This is a genomic window from Ureibacillus chungkukjangi, assembly GCF_044795995.1.
Taxonomy (GTDB): Bacteria; Bacillota; Bacilli; order Bacillales_A; family Planococcaceae; genus Ureibacillus; species Ureibacillus chungkukjangi.
The window spans coordinates 3,335,072-3,351,812 of sequence record NZ_CP085009.1 but is presented as its reverse complement, the minus strand read 5'-3'; the positions used below and the strand labels follow the sequence as shown (position 1 = coordinate 3,351,812).

14 protein-coding genes are annotated in these 16,741 nt (G+C 36.6%); 8 read left to right on the top strand and 6 right to left on the bottom strand.

The genetic code is table 11. The features are described from left to right. Positions 1-166: 166 nt before the first annotated feature. Both LG296_RS16665 and LG296_RS16660 read left to right on the top strand, forming a co-directional pair. Positions 167-2,572: an EAL domain-containing protein gene (locus LG296_RS16665; RefSeq protein ID WP_181418050.1), complete on the top strand. Its 2,406-nt coding sequence runs from the start codon at positions 167-169 to the stop codon at positions 2,570-2,572. A 123-nt stretch (positions 2,573-2,695) separates the two neighbouring features. Then, complete coding sequence (locus LG296_RS16660; protein WP_107935279.1) at positions 2,696-3,754, top strand: LLM class flavin-dependent oxidoreductase; 1,059 nt, start codon at positions 2,696-2,698, stop codon at positions 3,752-3,754. 63 nt (positions 3,755-3,817) lie between these two features. On the opposite strand, the gene LG296_RS16655 is transcribed toward LG296_RS16660, so the two are convergent. Further along, the gene (locus LG296_RS16655; RefSeq protein WP_107935278.1) at positions 3,818-4,474 is read right to left on the bottom strand and encodes a hypothetical protein; all 657 of its coding nucleotides are present in this window, start codon (positions 4,472-4,474) and stop codon (positions 3,818-3,820) included. Positions 4,475-4,672: 198 nt separating this feature from the next. Here LG296_RS16655 and LG296_RS16650 point away from each other — a divergent pair, with 198 nt between their 5' ends. Together LG296_RS16650 and LG296_RS16645 are read left to right on the top strand one after the other, a co-directional pair. Beyond that, entirely contained in the window at positions 4,673-5,443 is a 771-nt protein-coding gene (locus tag LG296_RS16650; protein ID WP_107935277.1) for a DUF4097 family beta strand repeat-containing protein, read from the top strand. A gap of 33 nt (positions 5,444-5,476) precedes the next feature. Continuing rightward, positions 5,477-6,016, top strand: coding sequence for a GNAT family N-acetyltransferase (locus LG296_RS16645; protein ID WP_107935276.1), 540 nt, complete (start codon positions 5,477-5,479; stop codon positions 6,014-6,016). A 52-nt stretch (positions 6,017-6,068) separates the two neighbouring features. Here LG296_RS16645 and LG296_RS16640 read toward each other — a convergent pair whose 3' ends face one another. Continuing rightward, positions 6,069-6,245 (bottom strand): DUF1540 domain-containing protein, encoded by a 177-nt coding sequence (locus LG296_RS16640; protein WP_107935275.1) that lies wholly within the window; start codon positions 6,243-6,245, stop codon positions 6,069-6,071. Between the two features lie 226 nt (positions 6,246-6,471). Between LG296_RS16640 and LG296_RS16635 the strand changes: the two genes are divergently transcribed. Further along, positions 6,472-8,838, top strand: a complete 2,367-nt coding sequence (locus tag LG296_RS16635) for a polyprenyl synthetase family protein (protein ID WP_107935274.1) — start codon at positions 6,472-6,474, stop codon at positions 8,836-8,838. Positions 8,839-8,980: 142 nt separating this feature from the next. After that, positions 8,981-10,366, top strand: coding sequence for an aspartate ammonia-lyase (locus LG296_RS16630; RefSeq protein WP_107935273.1), 1,386 nt, complete (start codon positions 8,981-8,983; stop codon positions 10,364-10,366). Positions 10,367-10,680: 314 nt separating this feature from the next. On the opposite strand, the gene LG296_RS16625 is transcribed toward LG296_RS16630, so the two are convergent. From LG296_RS16625 to LG296_RS16610, 4 genes are all read right to left on the bottom strand, one after another. After that, a complete protein-coding gene (locus tag LG296_RS16625) occupies positions 10,681-11,598 on the bottom strand; it encodes a DMT family transporter (protein ID WP_328588996.1) in 918 nt (305 codons plus the stop codon). A 122-nt stretch (positions 11,599-11,720) separates the two neighbouring features. Then, positions 11,721-12,290 (bottom strand): manganese catalase family protein, encoded by a 570-nt coding sequence (locus tag LG296_RS16620; protein ID WP_107935271.1) that lies wholly within the window; start codon positions 12,288-12,290, stop codon positions 11,721-11,723. 292 nt (positions 12,291-12,582) lie between these two features. After that, positions 12,583-12,846, bottom strand: a complete 264-nt coding sequence (locus LG296_RS16615) for a spore coat protein CotJB (RefSeq protein WP_107935270.1) — start codon at positions 12,844-12,846, stop codon at positions 12,583-12,585. Beyond that, positions 12,839-13,063 (bottom strand): spore coat associated protein CotJA, encoded by a 225-nt coding sequence (locus tag LG296_RS16610; protein ID WP_107935269.1) that lies wholly within the window; start codon positions 13,061-13,063, stop codon positions 12,839-12,841. The genes LG296_RS16615 and LG296_RS16610 overlap by 8 nt, the downstream gene beginning before the upstream one ends. Before the next feature lie 335 nt (positions 13,064-13,398). Here LG296_RS16610 and LG296_RS16605 point away from each other — a divergent pair, with 335 nt between their 5' ends. Both LG296_RS16605 and yhbH read left to right on the top strand, forming a co-directional pair. Next, positions 13,399-15,309, top strand: coding sequence for a PrkA family serine protein kinase (locus tag LG296_RS16605; protein WP_282433276.1), 1,911 nt, complete (start codon positions 13,399-13,401; stop codon positions 15,307-15,309). Positions 15,310-15,547: 238 nt separating this feature from the next. Beyond that, the gene (yhbH, locus tag LG296_RS16600; RefSeq protein WP_107935268.1) at positions 15,548-16,717 is read left to right on the top strand and encodes a sporulation protein YhbH; all 1,170 of its coding nucleotides are present in this window, start codon (positions 15,548-15,550) and stop codon (positions 16,715-16,717) included. The last annotated feature ends 24 nt before the right edge of the window (positions 16,718-16,741 follow it).

Here is a 16,741-nt window from a genome sequence, read left to right as displayed (position 1 = left end):
GTTTTTCTCCTTCTTTTTGATTTTGGGACTTTTGTAGTTTTTATTTTCAAAATAAAACGAATACTTATTGATTAGAATGGGGGAAGTTGGATGTGACTTTCGTATTGCTGATAAGTTATTATTAAGTATGAAAAATATAAAATACTATTTAGTGAGTGAGGAAGATATGGAAAAAAATATAAAGGGGATTCTCGATAAGCGAGAACAATTGTATCAGCTTTTTAGCCTGCAAAAAGATAATATTATTGTGACGGACCAGGCAGGAATTATTACATATATAAATAGAAATACTGAAAAGTTGTTTGATGTAATGGCTAAGGATGTACTTAATACATCGATTACAAAGTTAGTTTGCGATTTTTCCACTAGTACTGTAAGAAACCATTGCAATCGGCCTGTATTTACAGGGATAAATGAAGTAAAGCTGGAGGTACAGTCGCAACACATAACCGTAGAACAAGAGCAATTAGAAATATTACTTATAACAGAGGTCACAGATAATCATAGAAAAAACATATCCGACGCCAAGAAAATTGATTTTATAGATAAAATTAAAAACCTTCAAAATGGTATTTTTACAATGGCTAAAGATGAAAACGGGCAATTTGTTTATACGATGTCTATTGGAAAGTTATTGGAAGATATCGGAGCATATGATGAGAGATTGAGAAATCATACTCCCTTTGAAGTTTTTCCTAAAGATATTGCGTTTATAAAGCATTCTCATTATGAAAAAGCATTTCAAGGAGAACGTGTAAACTATGAAATCGATATAAAAGGAAAGTATGTTTATGTAGATGTAGTGCCTATTAAGAATGGAAATGAAGTTACTGAAATCGTAGGCACAGTACTTGATATTTCTGAATTAAAATCTACTCAAGAAGAGCTCCTATTAAATCAGGAGCAATACGAATCCTTAGTAAAGCTTAGCCAGGATTTTCTTGTAGTTTTCAATAAAAACGCAAGGATAGTTAATATGAACCCGAAGGCACTGGCACTTTTTGAGCTTTCAGAGCAGGAAAGTACATATGAAAATATTGAAAAAATCTTATTACACACGTGTGCAAACTCTATTAATGGTTATCTAGAAGAGGCTTTGGCAGGAAATATACAAAATTTCGAAATTGATTTCCGAGATAAAAATTTAAATCAAATTTATCTAAATGTTATGATATTGCCAGTCATCATAGATAATCAGATTCAAGGGGTTTATATGATTGGGAAGGATATCTCTGAGCAAAAAAAGGTTCAAGATATGAATGCATATTTAGCTCACCATGATGAGCTAACCATGCTGCCAAATAGAAGATGGATGGCCTCAAAAACAAGAGAAGCCTTACAGCAAATCAATAGTAAAAGTGATGAAATGCTTGCAATATTATTAATTGATTTAGACCGATTTAAATCGATTAACGATACACTTGGGCATCAAATTGGTGACCAGCTTTTAAGTGAAATGGGTAAACGAATATTAGCGAGCATCAACATCGAAAAACACTTTGCTTGCCGTATGGGAGGGGATGAATTTTTGATTCTATGCTCAGGCATCACGGCTGAAGAAGAAGTGATTACGATAGCTGAAAAATTTCTAGAGCAATTAGTAAATCCCTTTTATATTGAAGAATACGAATTATTAATCACTGCAAGTATTGGGATCTCCCTGTACCCAACAGGTGGCATGGATGCAATTGATTTAATGAAGAATGCTGATATTGCTTTATATAAAGCAAAGGATTTAGGGCGTAATATGTATCAAATTTATGATCCATCGATGAATAAGAGAAGTTATCAATCATTCCTTATGGAGAGAGATTTACGTAAGGCGATTATGAATGATGAATTCATTGTTCATTTACAGCCTCGTGTAGATGCAATAACGCAAAAAACAGTAAGTGCGGAGGCGTTAATTCGATGGATGCATCCAGAGTTAGGACTAGTTTCTCCTGGAGAGTTCATTCCTCTTGCTGAAGAGACGGGTTTAATTATCCCAATGGGGAAATGGATGAAGCGAAAGGTTTGTGAAAAATTAGTTGAGTGGAGAGAAGCGGGTATTCCACTTGTTCCAATCAGTGTCAATATTAGCTCACAACGTTTCCTACAAAAAGAATTTGCATCTGAAATTCGTGATTTACTTAGAGAATTTCAACTAGAAGGTAAATGGCTTGAAATTGAAATTACTGAAAACTCCATTATGAAAAATGAAGAAACAGTATTTAAAACAATCCGTGAATTAAAGGATTTAGGTGTAAAAATTTATATCGATGATTTTGGGACAGGCTATTCCTCCTTCAATTATTTGAAAACCTTCCAGCTAGATGGTGTTAAAATTGATCGCTCCTTTATCCAGAACATTTCATCAGAATCAGAAAACGCAAGTATTACAACTGCAATGATTAAAATGGCCCAGCATTTGAAGCTAGAGGTAATAGCAGAGGGTGTTGAAACAAAAGAAGAGTTAGAATATTTACTTGAGCAAAATTGCCACTATATTCAAGGATTCTATTTTGGTAGACCATGTGCTACAGAAGAATTCGAGAAGAGGTTTTTAAAAGGCGCGTTAGTTGTAAAATAAATACACGAAAATTGAAACATCTTCCACTATTCATGTATCATTAATTTCGAGAATAATTATAGAATATGGTATTTCCATAGTAATAGGTAATTATTACAGGAAATAAGGAGTGGAGTGTAGAAGATGGAAATTGGGCTAACTACCTTTGTAGAAACAACACCAGATGTAAAAACAGGTAAAACAATTAGTCATGCAGAACGTATTCGCGAAGTAATAGAGGAAATCGTGTTAGCTGATGAGGTAGGACTGGATGTCTATGGAGTTGGGGAGCATCATCGAAAAGACTATGCATGCTCTGCTCCGGCTGTCTTACTCGCAGCAGCTGCTTCACGTACAAAAAACATTCGATTATCGAGTGCTGTTACTGTTTTGTCTTCTGATGATCCAGTTCGTGTTTTTCAAGAGTTTTCAACAGTAGATGCTATTTCAAATGGTCGTGCTGAAATTATGGCAGGGCGTGGATCTTTTATAGAATCATTCCCATTGTTTGGCTACGACCTTAAGGATTATGATGAGCTCTATGAAGAAAAGCTAGAGTTATTATTACAGTTAACTAAAAATGAAATCATCAACTGGAAAGGGAAGCACCGAGCAGATATCTCAAATCGTGGAGTATATCCTCGACCTGTCCAAGAGACTTTACCTGTATGGATTGCTAGTGGTGGTACCCCTCAATCAGTAGCGCGTGCAGGTTACTTAGGCTTACCTTTAGCCTTAGCCATCATTGGTGGAAGTCCATTACAATTTGCTCCACTTGTTAACCTATACTATAGAGCCGCAAAGGAAGCGGGTCATGATCCATCTAAACTTACGGTTGCATCCCACTCCCATGGTTTTTTAGCAGATACAACAGAGGAAGCAATCGAAAAATTCTTCCCGCCAACACAGCAAGCCATGAACGTTTTAGGACGAGAACGCGGATGGGGACAATATACTCGTGAATCCTTTGACCATGCTCGTAGCATAGAGGGGGCCCTTTATACAGGCGATGTTAATACTGTAGCTGAGAAAATTATCCTACTACGTAAAAAAGTGGGTATTACACGCTTCATGCTCCATTGCCCAGTCGGCTCAATGCCCCACGCAGACGTGATGAAATCCATCGAACTATTAGGAAAAGAAGTTGCTCCAATCGTTCGTGAAGAAATCCAACGGTGGGAAGCAGCAGGCAAACCACAATAAGTTTAAGAAGCTGCTAAGAGGAAAACCTCAAGCAGCTTTTTTCATTGGGGTGACCTAATCCTATTATTTCTCGGTTAAATTATATTGAAACAGCCACTTTTCTGTGTCCATTAGTTCCTCTTGAGGGACGTTGGTGCCGTTTCCTAGAAAGACTATGGTATCATTGACACCGACAACCATTACTTCTAATTCAGAATCTTTGTCATTTTTCTTATAGACATCGCCAATAATAGGTAGTAAATCGTTAAAGTTATTTGCTTCATCAGTGAATTCATTGTTGTCAACGGTAGGTCGATCGCGATATTCGATTGGATTACTTTTTTCATTTCGGCCAGGCACCATCAGTAGATATTCGTTATGCTTGATGCCATTTGAATCATTAGTGATTACACCTTTGTTTTCAACAGAAGAAACGACCTCAATGGAATTTAATGTGTAGTAATCTAATATATCTGGATTAGGATTAGTGATTAATACATAATCATCAACCTCTGCCTTTCGTTCTTTAGACAATGTATAAACCTTTTTGTTGAAAATAAAGCTATCCTGTTCTTTTGGCTGGTACTTTTCAATTTCTGCCGCACTTGATAAGACTTGAGTTAAATCACGAAGTCTAATGAGATGAACTGATTTCTTGTACATCGGCTTTACAGCATAGACCTTATGCAACTCATTTTCAAAATACACAAACTGTCCCTTTCTAACTTGAAAGAGTTTCATGAACAACTCTCCTTAAATTTTATCTGTATTTCCAATTAGCATGTTCAAATTAGCTATAAATATAATGACGAAATGAATAGTGTAGTGGAAGCTACGTCTCTAGACTTAGAGTAATTTACATTAAAGGGTCATTATATTTAACTTATATACCCTGTATCATTGGTTTTAAGTAAACATTATGGAAAGGAACGTGTTAAAGTGGAAAAAAAGAAAGTTTTTATATGGGTAGCTTTAATTGCCATTATTGCAGTAATTGTCTTCAATCTTTTTAGTAATGGTAAGCAAGAAGACATTATAATTGATAAAGAGTTCTCTAATGTTGAGATTGAAAGTGACAATGCGGAAGTTCGTTTAATGTCTATAAATGATAATGATGCCTCAATAGAATTAGAGAATAATGAAAAAAATCGTTATACTTTAGATGTAAAAGTAAAAGGAAAAACGTTAGAAATTGACGTAAATCGAAAAGGTTTTAGATGGTTTTCTTTTGATTTCTTTTCTAAATCTCCTGTAGTCATTGTTGGTTTACCAAAAAATGAATACGGAACAATTAAAATAGAAACAGATAATGGAGCGATCAAGGTATCAGAAATTGAATTAAAAGAACTATTGGCTGATACGGATAATGGAGAAATCGATATAAAAGAAGTAGAAAGTGGAAAAATTGCTGTAGAAACAGATAATGGAGATGTCCTAATAGAAAACAGCTCAGGAGTTATCAATGGTCAAACCAATAATGGGGACGTTACAGTGATGAATGATAGTATCGATGCGCCAATGGATTTGGAAACAGACAATGGTGAAATCCTTGTGAAAACAAAAGGCGAATCTAAAAATTTACAATATAATGTGAAGACTGATAACGGAAAAGTTAATATTTATGGTCAATCTACAACTGATAAGGTTATTGGCGATGGTAAAATTATCATTCAGTTAGAATCAGATAATGGCAATATTACGATAGAATAACAGGTTATTGTTCTTGGTAGGAGGGCACTAAAAATGTGTGAAATCGAGATAAGAAGACCAAAAATCGATGAGCAAAATCAAATTTATGAATTTTTCAATTTAGTAATCACCCACACTTATCAAAAAGAAGGTTTATCAGAGTTAAAAGATGAGCTGAATGATGAAATAGAAACGAAGAAAAAATTCTTAGCAGATGATTTTGCGAGCAAAGGTGGAAAACGATTTTTCTTATTTGCTTATGATGAAAATCAAATTATTGGTTCGATAGCATATGGCGAGCCTAACTCAATTCTTGTTGAAGTAACTAAAGGGCAGCTCAGACACATACCTGAAGTAGGCTCTATGCTAGTTCACCCTCACTATCAAAATCAAGGAATTGGAAATATGCTGCTCCAAGCAATTTACCAAGCTTTAAGAAATAAGGGGATTTCGGAATTTTGCTTTGACAGTGGCTATCAACAAGCACAAATCATTTGGACTAAGAAGTTTGGTACCCCACTCGTGTTTCTCGAAAATTATTGGGGTGAAAACAGTCATCATATGATTTGGAGAAAAAATTTAGCAGATGTTTGAATAACATAAAAAGAGGCTCAAGTATAAGTTTGAGCCTCTCCTTGTATTTCGTTTAAGAAATAATATCATCATCTTCTTTTTTCTCAAATGTCTTGCAATCTGTTTCTTCACTTTTTGATGCTTCATCAGTGTTACGACTAGTAACAACATAGATACTCGCTGCATCACATTTATTACCCGAAGCCCAATATGTACAGCTATCTACTTCACAAAGAACATCTGTAGCCATTATAAACACCTCCCTTAAATCTAATATTTACCAATTAATTTCTTTTGATACAATGATGTTGGAATTTCATCCATTTTATTAGTTGTTTATACATAAGGGTATTTAGATGCCTTGACTAGAATATTATTTAATTACATATATATAATGATTTATCAGAGCAAGTCAGCAGTAGAAAGGGAAGTGCTTCACTTCTACCTAAAAAAGAGTAAAAGGCAAGGGTGAAAAAATGAAAGAAGTGATAAATGCTGATCAAAGCTATCAGCAAGTGGAAGAACAAGCAAGACACTATTTTCAGCTGCTGAATGAGCAGGTGACTAAAAAGAGTTATATCCCGAAATTAGTTGATGATTTTCAAAAGTGGAAAGTCAATCACATCCATCATCCTTCCTTTTTTTCATTTTTTTCTTCGAAACAGAAAAAGCCGAGTTCAAAAGAAACGATGCATTATATTAAATGGCTAGATTATACAAATAAATTAGAGGATTATTTAAAACGAAGTATCTCCTATATTTATTTACGTGATTTGGGTAAGACACTTGAAGATCAAGACACACAGTCTAAGATTGATCAGGTAGTTGGAGATTTAAAGGGAAGTCTTATCGATTCGACAAAGAATGAAAAAAAGGAATTGTTTGGCTTTGACTGGATTATTCAAAAGGGGAAGAAGGAACAAATCCTTTTAACAGTGGATTGGATGCTAAGTAAATTAAATACAGTATCTGCAAATATTCCAGAAGAGTTAGATGCAGCGAATGCCCAGCGAAAGCTTATAAAAATTATTGCAGGAGTATTGATGCATACGATCGATGCGATGGAGGAGGATATTTCTCCGAGCGAACGAAGAGAGAAGCTCGATAAAGCAATACGTCTAGGCTACTGCTATGGTTTAACATATCCCTTTATCGATGATCTGCTTGATTCTGATTTATTGTCTAAAATAGAGAAGGAACAGTTCTCCCAGCTCATTCGTACTTCACTATTAACAGGTAAGGTTCCGCCATTAGGCAGTGAATGGAGTGAGGCTACACTACAATTTTTAGCTTATATTCATACAGAGCTAAAAGAAGCGTTTGAATATATTCAAACTCAGCAATCCTCAAGCAAGTTTTTCGAGCAAGCTTATGTATTTTTTCATTCTCAAGAAATAGATCGACAAAAGGAACTGTCCAACAAAACCTATACCAATGAGGAGCTGTTTGTTCCGATTATCTTAAAATCCTCATCTTCAAGATTAGTGGCACGTTCAGTTATACAAGAAACTGAAGATGACGATGGATTTGAACAACGAACATTTTTATATGGAATTTACAACCAATTAGCAGATGACTTTGCGGATATGTTTGATGATTTAAAGGTAGGTGCTGTAACGCCATATACGTATTACATTCAGCATCAGCAGCATCGTAATGATTTGATTAATCCCTTTGAGATGTATTGGGCAGTTATTTCAAATTTGATTCATAATGTCTATCATTCGCATAGTGAGACCCGTGAAGTAATTTTAAATAGAGCTATTAATGGACTGAAACGATTTAAAGAAAAGCATGGTAAGAAAAAGTATGAAGAGGTTATGAAGCAATTTGCATCTGGCTTTCCTGAGTTCAATGCCATTCTACAAAAAATGGTTGAAAAAGGCGATGATGTAGACTTCTTCGATAAGCTACTACGAGATCATATGGTAGACCATTTCAAAATCCAACGAGCTGAAAAAGAAGCATTTAAAGAGAAAATACAGATAGTGAAAGAAATGGTTAATCAAGAGCTTTTAATCACCCCAGATTTAGATGCAGAGTTTCAACAGGATCTTGTTTTGGAGGCGGCAAATTATAGTTTGACAGGTGAGGGGAAAAGGCTAAGACCCATTATGGCTTGGTTTGTCGGAGTTGAAATGTATGGTTTAGAAGAGGTGAGTCTACTTCCTCTTTTTAAGTCTTTAGAATACATGCATACGGCCTCTCTAATTTTTGATGATTTGCCTTCACAGGATAATGCCTCCTATAGACGAGGTCGACCAACTGTTCATGAAATGTATAATGTTGCAATAGGGGAACTGACGGGTTTATTCCTAACGCAAAAGGCCATTGAACAGCAGACCTTACTAGAAAAGTTCGATTCAAAAACTGTACTTGAATTAGTTCGCTACTCTGCGCAAGTTACTGCTAATATTTGTAAGGGGCAAGTCATGGATTTGGAATCAAAGGGCAGAAGATTTTCTAAGGATGAGCTTGAAACCATGTGTTTTTATAAGACAGCTCTAGGCTTTGAAGCAGCTCTTGTAATGCCAGCGATTTTAGCAAAAGCAAATGAAAAAGAAATGAATGCTTTAAAGAAATTTTCTCGCCATGCAGGAATTGCCTTTCAAATAAAGGATGACCTATTGGATAGTGAAGGGAATTTTGAGAATCTAGGTAAATCAGCAAGAATGGATTTAGAAAATGAAACCTCAACCTTTGTGACGATTCTAGGAATAGAGGGTGCTAAAAATGAAATGTGGGAGCATTATTGTTTAGCGATTGAAGCGCTAGAGTCAATTCCGCAGAATGCGTCCTTTTTAAAGCTCTTTTTAAATAATATTGTACATCGTGATCGATAGAGTGAGTGGTCATGAATACTATCAATTTAGCTCGAGAAGAAATTTTCTCGGGCTTTTTTATGTGATTTGTAGGTTGTCGTTTAGTACAACAAGTCAATGGCAACCATGTAGTTAAAACAATGACTAAGGTTTGGGAGGCAATATGAATACTTCAAAACAATTCCGTATAGAGCATGATTCAATTGGTGAGGTAAAGGTTCCAAAAAATATGTATTATGGTGCTCAAACTCAGAGAGCCTTGGATAATTTTCAGATAAGCGGGACAAGGCTACAGCATTCGATCATAAAGGCACAGGGAATTATTAAAGCTTCAGCAGCAATGGCGAATATGAAAAATGGGCAGTTAGATGAGGAAATGGGAAGGGCGATAATTCAAGCAGCTGAAGAAGTAACAATAGGCAAATGGGACAATCATTTTGTAGTAGACGTCTATCAAGCTGGTGCAGGTACTTCTCAAAATATGAATGTCAATGAAGTCATTGCAAATCGAGCTTCTGAAATTTTAGGAGGATCTATCGAGTCAAAGCTTGTTCATCCAAATGATCATGTCAATATGTCCCAATCGACCAATGATACATTTCACTCTGCCTTTAATATGGCAGCTGCAGAAGGGTTAGTTAATAATCTCATCCCTGCAATTACAAAGCTAGTAGAAGCGTTAAAAAAGAAGTCTGAAGAATTAATGCCGATTGTTAAGTCTGGACGAACACATTTGCATGATGCAATTCCGATTCGTTTAGGTCAGGAGTTTTCTGGTTATGCCGAAACAATCGCACATACTCTAAAGCAGCTGGAGGGAAATTTAGATACATTATATGAAATCGGACTTGGCGGGCAAGCGATTGGAACGGAATTTAACCTCCATCCCAAATATATCCCTAATGTAATGGATGAGGTTTGTAAGAGAACAAAATTACCATTCCGTTCCCCACAAAATATGTTTGCCTTTACACAAAATCCTAGAGCAGCTATTCGTACAATGCTGACACTGAAAGAATTAGCTGTGCACCTTATTAAGATTACAAGTGATTTACGTTTACTCAGTTCAGGACCGAGAACAGGTTTTGCAGAAATTTCATTACCATCAGTACAGCCTGGTTCTACGATAATGCCTGGAAAAGTAAATCCTGCCATTTTAGAAATGGTGCATATGGTGAGCTGTCAAATCATTGGCTATGAAGCCGCAATGGCTACAGCAGGAATTGCTGGTCAGCTGGAGATTAATGTCATGATGCCTGTGATGGCTTTTACTTTAATTCATTCAATTGATTTACTAACAAATGCCATAACAACTCTTGTAACAAAGTGCATTGATGGAATTGAAGGAAATGTAGAAAAATGCAGAGAGCATATGGAGAATAGTCTTGCTTTAGTAACTGGGTTAAGCTCTTCTATGGGCTATGATTTGGCATCTCAAATTGGCATGCAGGCAGATGAAGAAAATAAATCATTAGAGCAGGTATTAAAGGAGAAGGGACTATTAACAAAGGAAACAATGTCGGCAATCGATCCAAATAGTATGGTGTGATTGGGGGAAGAGTTCGGGCTCTGCTGCTGTTCGAGTGTGGGGAGGGAGCGGGAGTGGAAATAACGGAGGAATTTCCTTTTAAGTCGAAAAATATCCATATTTTCTTTAAAATAAAGGAAGTTTTTTCGGTTATATTGACCAAATTCTTTTATTTTGGCTTATTTTGAGGAGATAACAGGAAAAACTCCTCTTATTTCGGCTCTAAAGCCACCATTCCATACATTAGCGGAAAATGCTCCGTTTATTAAAAAAAGTATGGCGATTCCGTTATGCAGAATCGCCACTTTTTTTCACCTCAAACGGAGAACCTATATTTATAGAGTAGGCTTAATTTCCTTTTGAATAGTCTGTTGATTTTTACCATAGAAGTTAACGAGGATAACACTAGAAATGGCAATAATTCCACCTATGATTGAAATGGACTTCGGAAGCTCACTTAACCAAATCCATGCCACGATAATCGCAATTACTGGTTCCAGATATAGAACTGTGGAGATGGAGCTTGCTTTTGATTGGGATAATGCATAAGCCCACGTTAAATAAGCGATGGCCGTTGGGAAAACCCCGATATAGATTGCCGTTATGTTCACTTCAACGGGTACTGTTTGAATTGCTTCTAGTAAACCAGGTGCAAAAATAAGAAATGGTATCGTACCTGCCCAAGTAAAATAGGCTGTTAACTCGACAGCTGAATATTTTTTAAACAAAGGCTTTTGATAAACGAAAAAGATTGAGGTTGCGATAGCCGCAAGTATAGTTAAAAATACACCGGGAGCAATACCGAAAGTTGTATCACCAGAACCGATAGCAATTAACGAGATCCCAGCAAATCCAAAGGCTAGTCCAATCCATCCCATTTTACTAAGTTGTTCCTTTAGGATAAGAATTGCAAAGATTGTTGTGAAAATAGGTCCAGAACCGATTAACATTCCGGATGTACCAGCACTGATTGTTAACTGTCCAAAGGTTGCACAAATATGATAGCCACTAATGCCGACAATTCCTAAGAGTACAATTTTCCAAATATCTTGTTTCTCTGGTAAACGGAATTTCATATTAGGTATACGGGCAATAATAGCAAAAATTAATGAAGCTACTACAAAACGAAATAACAGTAGATGTCCTGCTGAAAAGCCACCCTGCAGACTAAAGCTATTCGCTGCAAAGGTTGAACCCCAGATGAGAACAGTAAAGAGCCCTAATAATAAAGCTTTTGAATTCAACTTGTTCACCAATCTTTCTATTAGAATCAATAGAAACTATCTTCTCATGATATTAGATAGATTAGCAAGAACAAATTAAAAGGTTTACTAGCCAAAAAAACCCTCCTGCATTTTGCAAGAGGGAGGAAGGATTAGAAGAATTTCTTTTGATTTTGTTCGTCTTTCAAGATTTCAACCGCTTCTCTAAATCTCATGGAATGTACAACTTCTCTTTCTCGCAAGAACCTTAATCCGTCGTTGATATCCGGATCATCTGAAATATCGATTAACCATTGATAAGTTGCGCGAGCTTTTTCTTCGGCTGCAATATCTTCATAAAGATCGGCAATAGGATCACCTTTTGCTTGGATATAAGATGCGGTCCACGGAACACCAGCGGCATTGTGATAAAATAATGCTTTATCATGATTGACATAATGGTCGCCAATTCCGGCAGCCACCATCTGTTCTGGCGTCGCATCCTTAGTTAGTTTATAAATCATTGTAGCAATCATTTCCAGATGAGAGAATTCTTCCATAGCGATATCGTTCAGTAAACCAATTACCTTATCCGGAATTGTATAACGCTGGTTCATATATCGAAGAGCGGCTGCTAATTCCCCATCAGCCCCACCATATTGTTCAATTAAAAACTTCGCAAGCATGGGATTACACGTGCTGACCCTAACAGGATATTGCAATTTCTTTTCATAATAAAACATTCTTTTTTCCTCCCCCCACATTCCTTCAAATTAAGTGCCGACAGCGCCACATGGACGTGGCGCTTTTGTCGGCCAGTTTATTTCACGGCTGAGCGAGCCCGTTCAGGCCCACACGATGTGGGTCACTCAGCCTTTGCGAGCGTGTGTAGCGCTTTTAGGCTGATTTCCTCATGATGTCTAGTTGCGAACGCTAGCTCTTCGACAACTTCGATGGCTTCTGCAATGACAAAGAGCGTCCTTACAGAAACCCCCTCCAGTTGTTGTCAGAGCTGAACGAGCGTTCTCCACTTTTCTATACTTGCCATGGCCAGGGTGAGTCGTCGATATTCCATGGATAATTCGAGTAGCTTCGTCCAAAATTCATTAATGGATGAAATTTCTTTTCGAATTCTACTTTTAATTGCATGCTCAGTTTGGCGGTTTCGTTAAATTGTTGAATAGCATCAAAGTCATGATTATGGGTATCTAAATAGAGGTTTAATTCCACTAGTACAAAATCTAACGCCTGAATTTCTTCTAGACATTGATAATACTCTGGTGGCATTTGTTTAGCCATGCGGATTGCCTCCTTTTTGTGGATCTGGATATGGGCTATATAGCTGAGGCCAAAGAGTACCGGCCATTAGTGCTTCTTGTGGTGTGAATTGTGGAAGTCCTGGTGGTTGAAAATTCATATACAGTTGCGGAGGGGTACTGTAACTTTTTACGCGTATTGGTTTACAAGGATCAAAAGGGCCAACGAAGGGTTTCCAATACTTAAACTGAGTAAACATAAGATCCTCCTTTCAATATCGCAGACAAGATTGGTAATCCTTCTTATCTACAAAGGACAACTAAGGCTTATTTGTTGAACAATGCTATCGATAAGCCTAGTATCTAACAACCTATATGTATGAGTACCATGATTAAAATATTCCGAAAACTATACAACTAATGAGGAGGATTAATTTTTGATACTGCATATGCTTTTCGTGGAGCGAAGTTCTTATATTTTCTAAGGTTCAAAAGACTTTTCCTATTTAATATCCTAGAACCAATAAAATTATAATAAAAAGTATTCGGTATCATTGAAGGACTCGCTTCATACATTTATAAAAACCCACCCTGAATGGAGGTAATAATCATCGATATTTTAAGCAGGGTTAGAAGTTATAAAGAAGAAGTGGATAGTCTGAAATGGGAAGGTACATTTGAAGAATACCTAGGTATTATTAAAGAAAGACCAGAAGTTGCTCAAACTGCTCATTCACGTGTCTACAATATGATTAAGAGTTCTGGAGTAGAGGAAAGAGACGGTAAGAAAATGTACCAATTCTTTGGAAAAGAAATTTTCGGCCTTGAAACAGCATTAGAAAGATTAGTGGAGGAATACTTCCACCCAGCAGCTAGAAGATTAGACGTACGTAAGAGGATTTTATTATTAATGGGACCTGTAAGTGGAGGGAAGTCTACAATTGTTACCTTACTTAAGCGTGGATTAGAGCATTATTCTCGGACAGATGAGGGTGCAGTATATGCCATAAAAGGCTGTCCAATGCATGAAGACCCCCTTCATCTAATTCCCCAGCACCTAAGAGAAGACTTCTTTAAAGAGTATGGAATTCGTATTGAGGGAAGCTTATCTCCATTAAATACAATGCGCCTTGAGCAAGAATATGGTGGTCATGTTGAAGATGTCTTGATTGAACGTATCTTTTTCTCAGAGGATAAACGTGTTGGGATTGGTACATTTACACCTTCGGATCCAAAATCACAGGACATTGCTGATTTAACAGGTAGTATTGATTTCTCGACAATTGCTGAATATGGATCAGAATCAGATCCACGTGCTTATCGATTTGATGGGGAGTTAAATAAGGCAAACCGTGGAATGATGGAGTTCCAGGAAATGCTGAAGCTTGATGAAAAGTTCTTATGGCATTTACTATCCTTAACGCAAGAAGGAAACTTCAAAGCGGGCCGTTTTGCGCTCATTAGTGCAGACGAGCTAATCGTCGCCCATACAAACGAAACCGAGTACCGTACATTCATTTCAAACAAAAAGAATGAGGCATTACATTCACGTATTATCGTGATGCCGATTCCTTATAACTTAAAGGTAAGTGAAGAGGAGCGTATTTACGCAAAAATGATTAGTGAGAGTGATATGGCACATGTTCATATTGCGCCACACGCACTCCGAGCTGCTGCTATCTTCTCTGTTTTAACAAGACTGGAAATTCCGAAAAAGCAAGGCATTGACCTTGTTAAGAAAATGCGACTTTATGATGGAGAAAGTGTTGAAGGCTTTAATTCGGTAGATGTGGAGGAATTGAAAAAAGAGCATCAAAACGAAGGTATGAATGGTATTGATCCTCGTTATGTCATTAATCGAATTTCCTCAGCGATTATTCGTAAAGAAGTCCCATCTATCAATGCGTTAGACGTTTTACGTTCATTAAAAGAGGGGCTGGATCAGCACGCATCGATATCAGAAGAAGATCGCGAAAAGTACATGAATTACATTGCCATTGCAAGGAAAGAGTACGATGAAATTGCGAAGAACGAAGTACAAAAAGCCTTTGTTTATTCTTATGAAGAGTCTGCAAAGCATTTAATGAATAACTATCTTGATAATGTTGAAGCCTTCTGTAACAAAAATAAGCTTCGTGATCCGATTACAGGAGAAGAAATGAATCCGGATGAAAAACTGATGCGATCTATTGAGGAACAAATCGGAATTTCTGAAAATGCGAAACGTGCCTTCCGTGAAGAGATTTTAATCAGGCTTTCTGCATTTGCTCGTAAAGGAAAACGATTTGACTATAATTCTCATGAAAGATTAAGAGAAGCCATCCAGAAAAAGCTGTTTGCAGATTTAAAGGATGTAGTGAAAATTACGACTTCCTCTACAACACCTGATGAGTCACAGCTTAAAAAGATAAATGAGGTTGTTGCAAGATTGATTGATAAGCATGGGTATGACTCCAACTCAGCCAACGAATTATTAAGATATGTAGGAAGTTTACTAAATAGATAGTTAATAGAAGGAATATATTGAAAGGAGTGTCCATAAAATTTAGGACACTCATTTTTTTATCTTTAATTAGAATTGGTCGTAAGAAGAGATAAATATTGGGTTATTAGAATAATTTGTATTAAAGAAGAATTTATTGAGTAAAGCAGTGTAATTTGTCAGAAAATTCGCATATTATAAGAAAAGTGATTTTCCTTTGTAATTGGATAATGAAACTTTATCAAAGATGGGTGAGGATAACATGAGTGAAAATCAGAATCGAAACTTTGTCGTCTCTCAGGAAAATTGGTCACTCCATCGTAAAGGGTACCAAGATCAACAACGGCATATGGATAAGGTAAAGGATGCAATTAAAAACAATTTGCCAGACCTGATTAGTGAAGAAAGTATAATCATGTCAAATGGTAAAGAGGTTATTAAAATACCAATTCGTTCATTAGATGAGTATAAGATTCGTTATAACTATGGTAAATCAAAGCATGTTGGTCAAGGACAAGGCGATAGCCAAGTTGGTGATGTGGTTGCCCGTGATGGAAAGCCAGGAAATCAGCAAGCACAGGGTCAAGGAAAGAAAGCTGGGGATCAGCCTGGTGATGATTACTATGAAGCAGAGGTAAACCTGGAAGACGTTCAAAGTATGTTATTCAAAGAATTAGAGCTGCCTAATTTACAAAGAAAAGAAACAGCAGATATTTCTACAGAAAAGATTGAGTTTAATGATATCCGTAAAAAAGGGCTAATGGGTAATATTGATAAGAAAAGAACGATTTTAACGGCTATTAAAAGAAATGCCATGAAAGGGAAGGCTGAAATTGCCCCTATTCATAATGATGATCTACGTTTTAAAACCTGGGATGAAGTACAGAAGCCTGAAACCAAAGCCGTTGTGCTAGCCATGATGGATACGAGTGGTTCTATGGGGAATTTTGAAAAATTCTGTGCAAGAAGCTTTTTCTTCTGGATGACTAGGTTTTTACGTACAAAGTACAAAACTGTTGAAATTGAATTTATCGCGCATCATACAGAAGCAAAAGTGGTAACGGAAGAAGAGTTTTTCACAAAGGGAGAAAGTGGAGGAACAATTTGTTCATCAGCTTATTCCAAGGCCTTAGAGCTTATCGAGCAAAAATATAATCCGGTTCGTTACAATATTTACCCCGTACATTTCTCAGATGGCGAGAACTTTTCAACAGATAATGAGAAATGCTTAAGACTGGTAAATGAACTTATTGAGCTGTCTAGTATGTTCGGATATGGTGAGGTTAACCCAAATAATCGGTATTCCTCATTGATGTCAACGTTTAAGAAAATTGATAATCCAAAGTTCCGTCATTATGTCTTAAGGCAGAAGAAGGATGTGTACGATACACTGAAAAGCTTCTTCCAAAAGCGTGATGAGACGACTGTTTAAGGAATAGTATTTGTAGCATGTTTG

Coding starts and splice junctions, on each gene's coding strand:
- yhbH (WP_107935268.1), top strand. CDS start 15,548: ATGAGTGAAAATCAGAATCGAAACTTTGTCGTCTCTCAGGAAAATTGG.
- LG296_RS16645 (WP_107935276.1), top strand. CDS start 5,477: ATGTGTGAAATCGAGATAAGAAGACCAAAAATCGATGAGCAAAATCAA.
- LG296_RS16630 (WP_107935273.1), top strand. CDS start 8,981: ATGAATACTTCAAAACAATTCCGTATAGAGCATGATTCAATTGGTGAG.
- LG296_RS16655 (WP_107935278.1), bottom strand. CDS start 4,474: ATGAAACTCTTTCAAGTTAGAAAGGGACAGTTTGTGTATTTTGAAAAT.
- LG296_RS16605 (WP_282433276.1), top strand. CDS start 13,399: ATGGAGGTAATAATCATCGATATTTTAAGCAGGGTTAGAAGTTATAAA.
- LG296_RS16620 (WP_107935271.1), bottom strand. CDS start 12,290: ATGTTTTATTATGAAAAGAAATTGCAATATCCTGTTAGGGTCAGCACG.
- LG296_RS16665 (WP_181418050.1), top strand. CDS start 167: ATGGAAAAAAATATAAAGGGGATTCTCGATAAGCGAGAACAATTGTAT.
- LG296_RS16615 (WP_107935270.1), bottom strand. CDS start 12,846: ATGGCTAAACAAATGCCACCAGAGTATTATCAATGTCTAGAAGAAATT.
- LG296_RS16635 (WP_107935274.1), top strand. CDS start 6,472: ATGAAAGAAGTGATAAATGCTGATCAAAGCTATCAGCAAGTGGAAGAA.
- LG296_RS16640 (WP_107935275.1), bottom strand. CDS start 6,245: ATGGCTACAGATGTTCTTTGTGAAGTAGATAGCTGTACATATTGGGCT.
- LG296_RS16610 (WP_107935269.1), bottom strand. CDS start 13,063: ATGTTTACTCAGTTTAAGTATTGGAAACCCTTCGTTGGCCCTTTTGAT.
- LG296_RS16660 (WP_107935279.1), top strand. CDS start 2,696: ATGGAAATTGGGCTAACTACCTTTGTAGAAACAACACCAGATGTAAAA.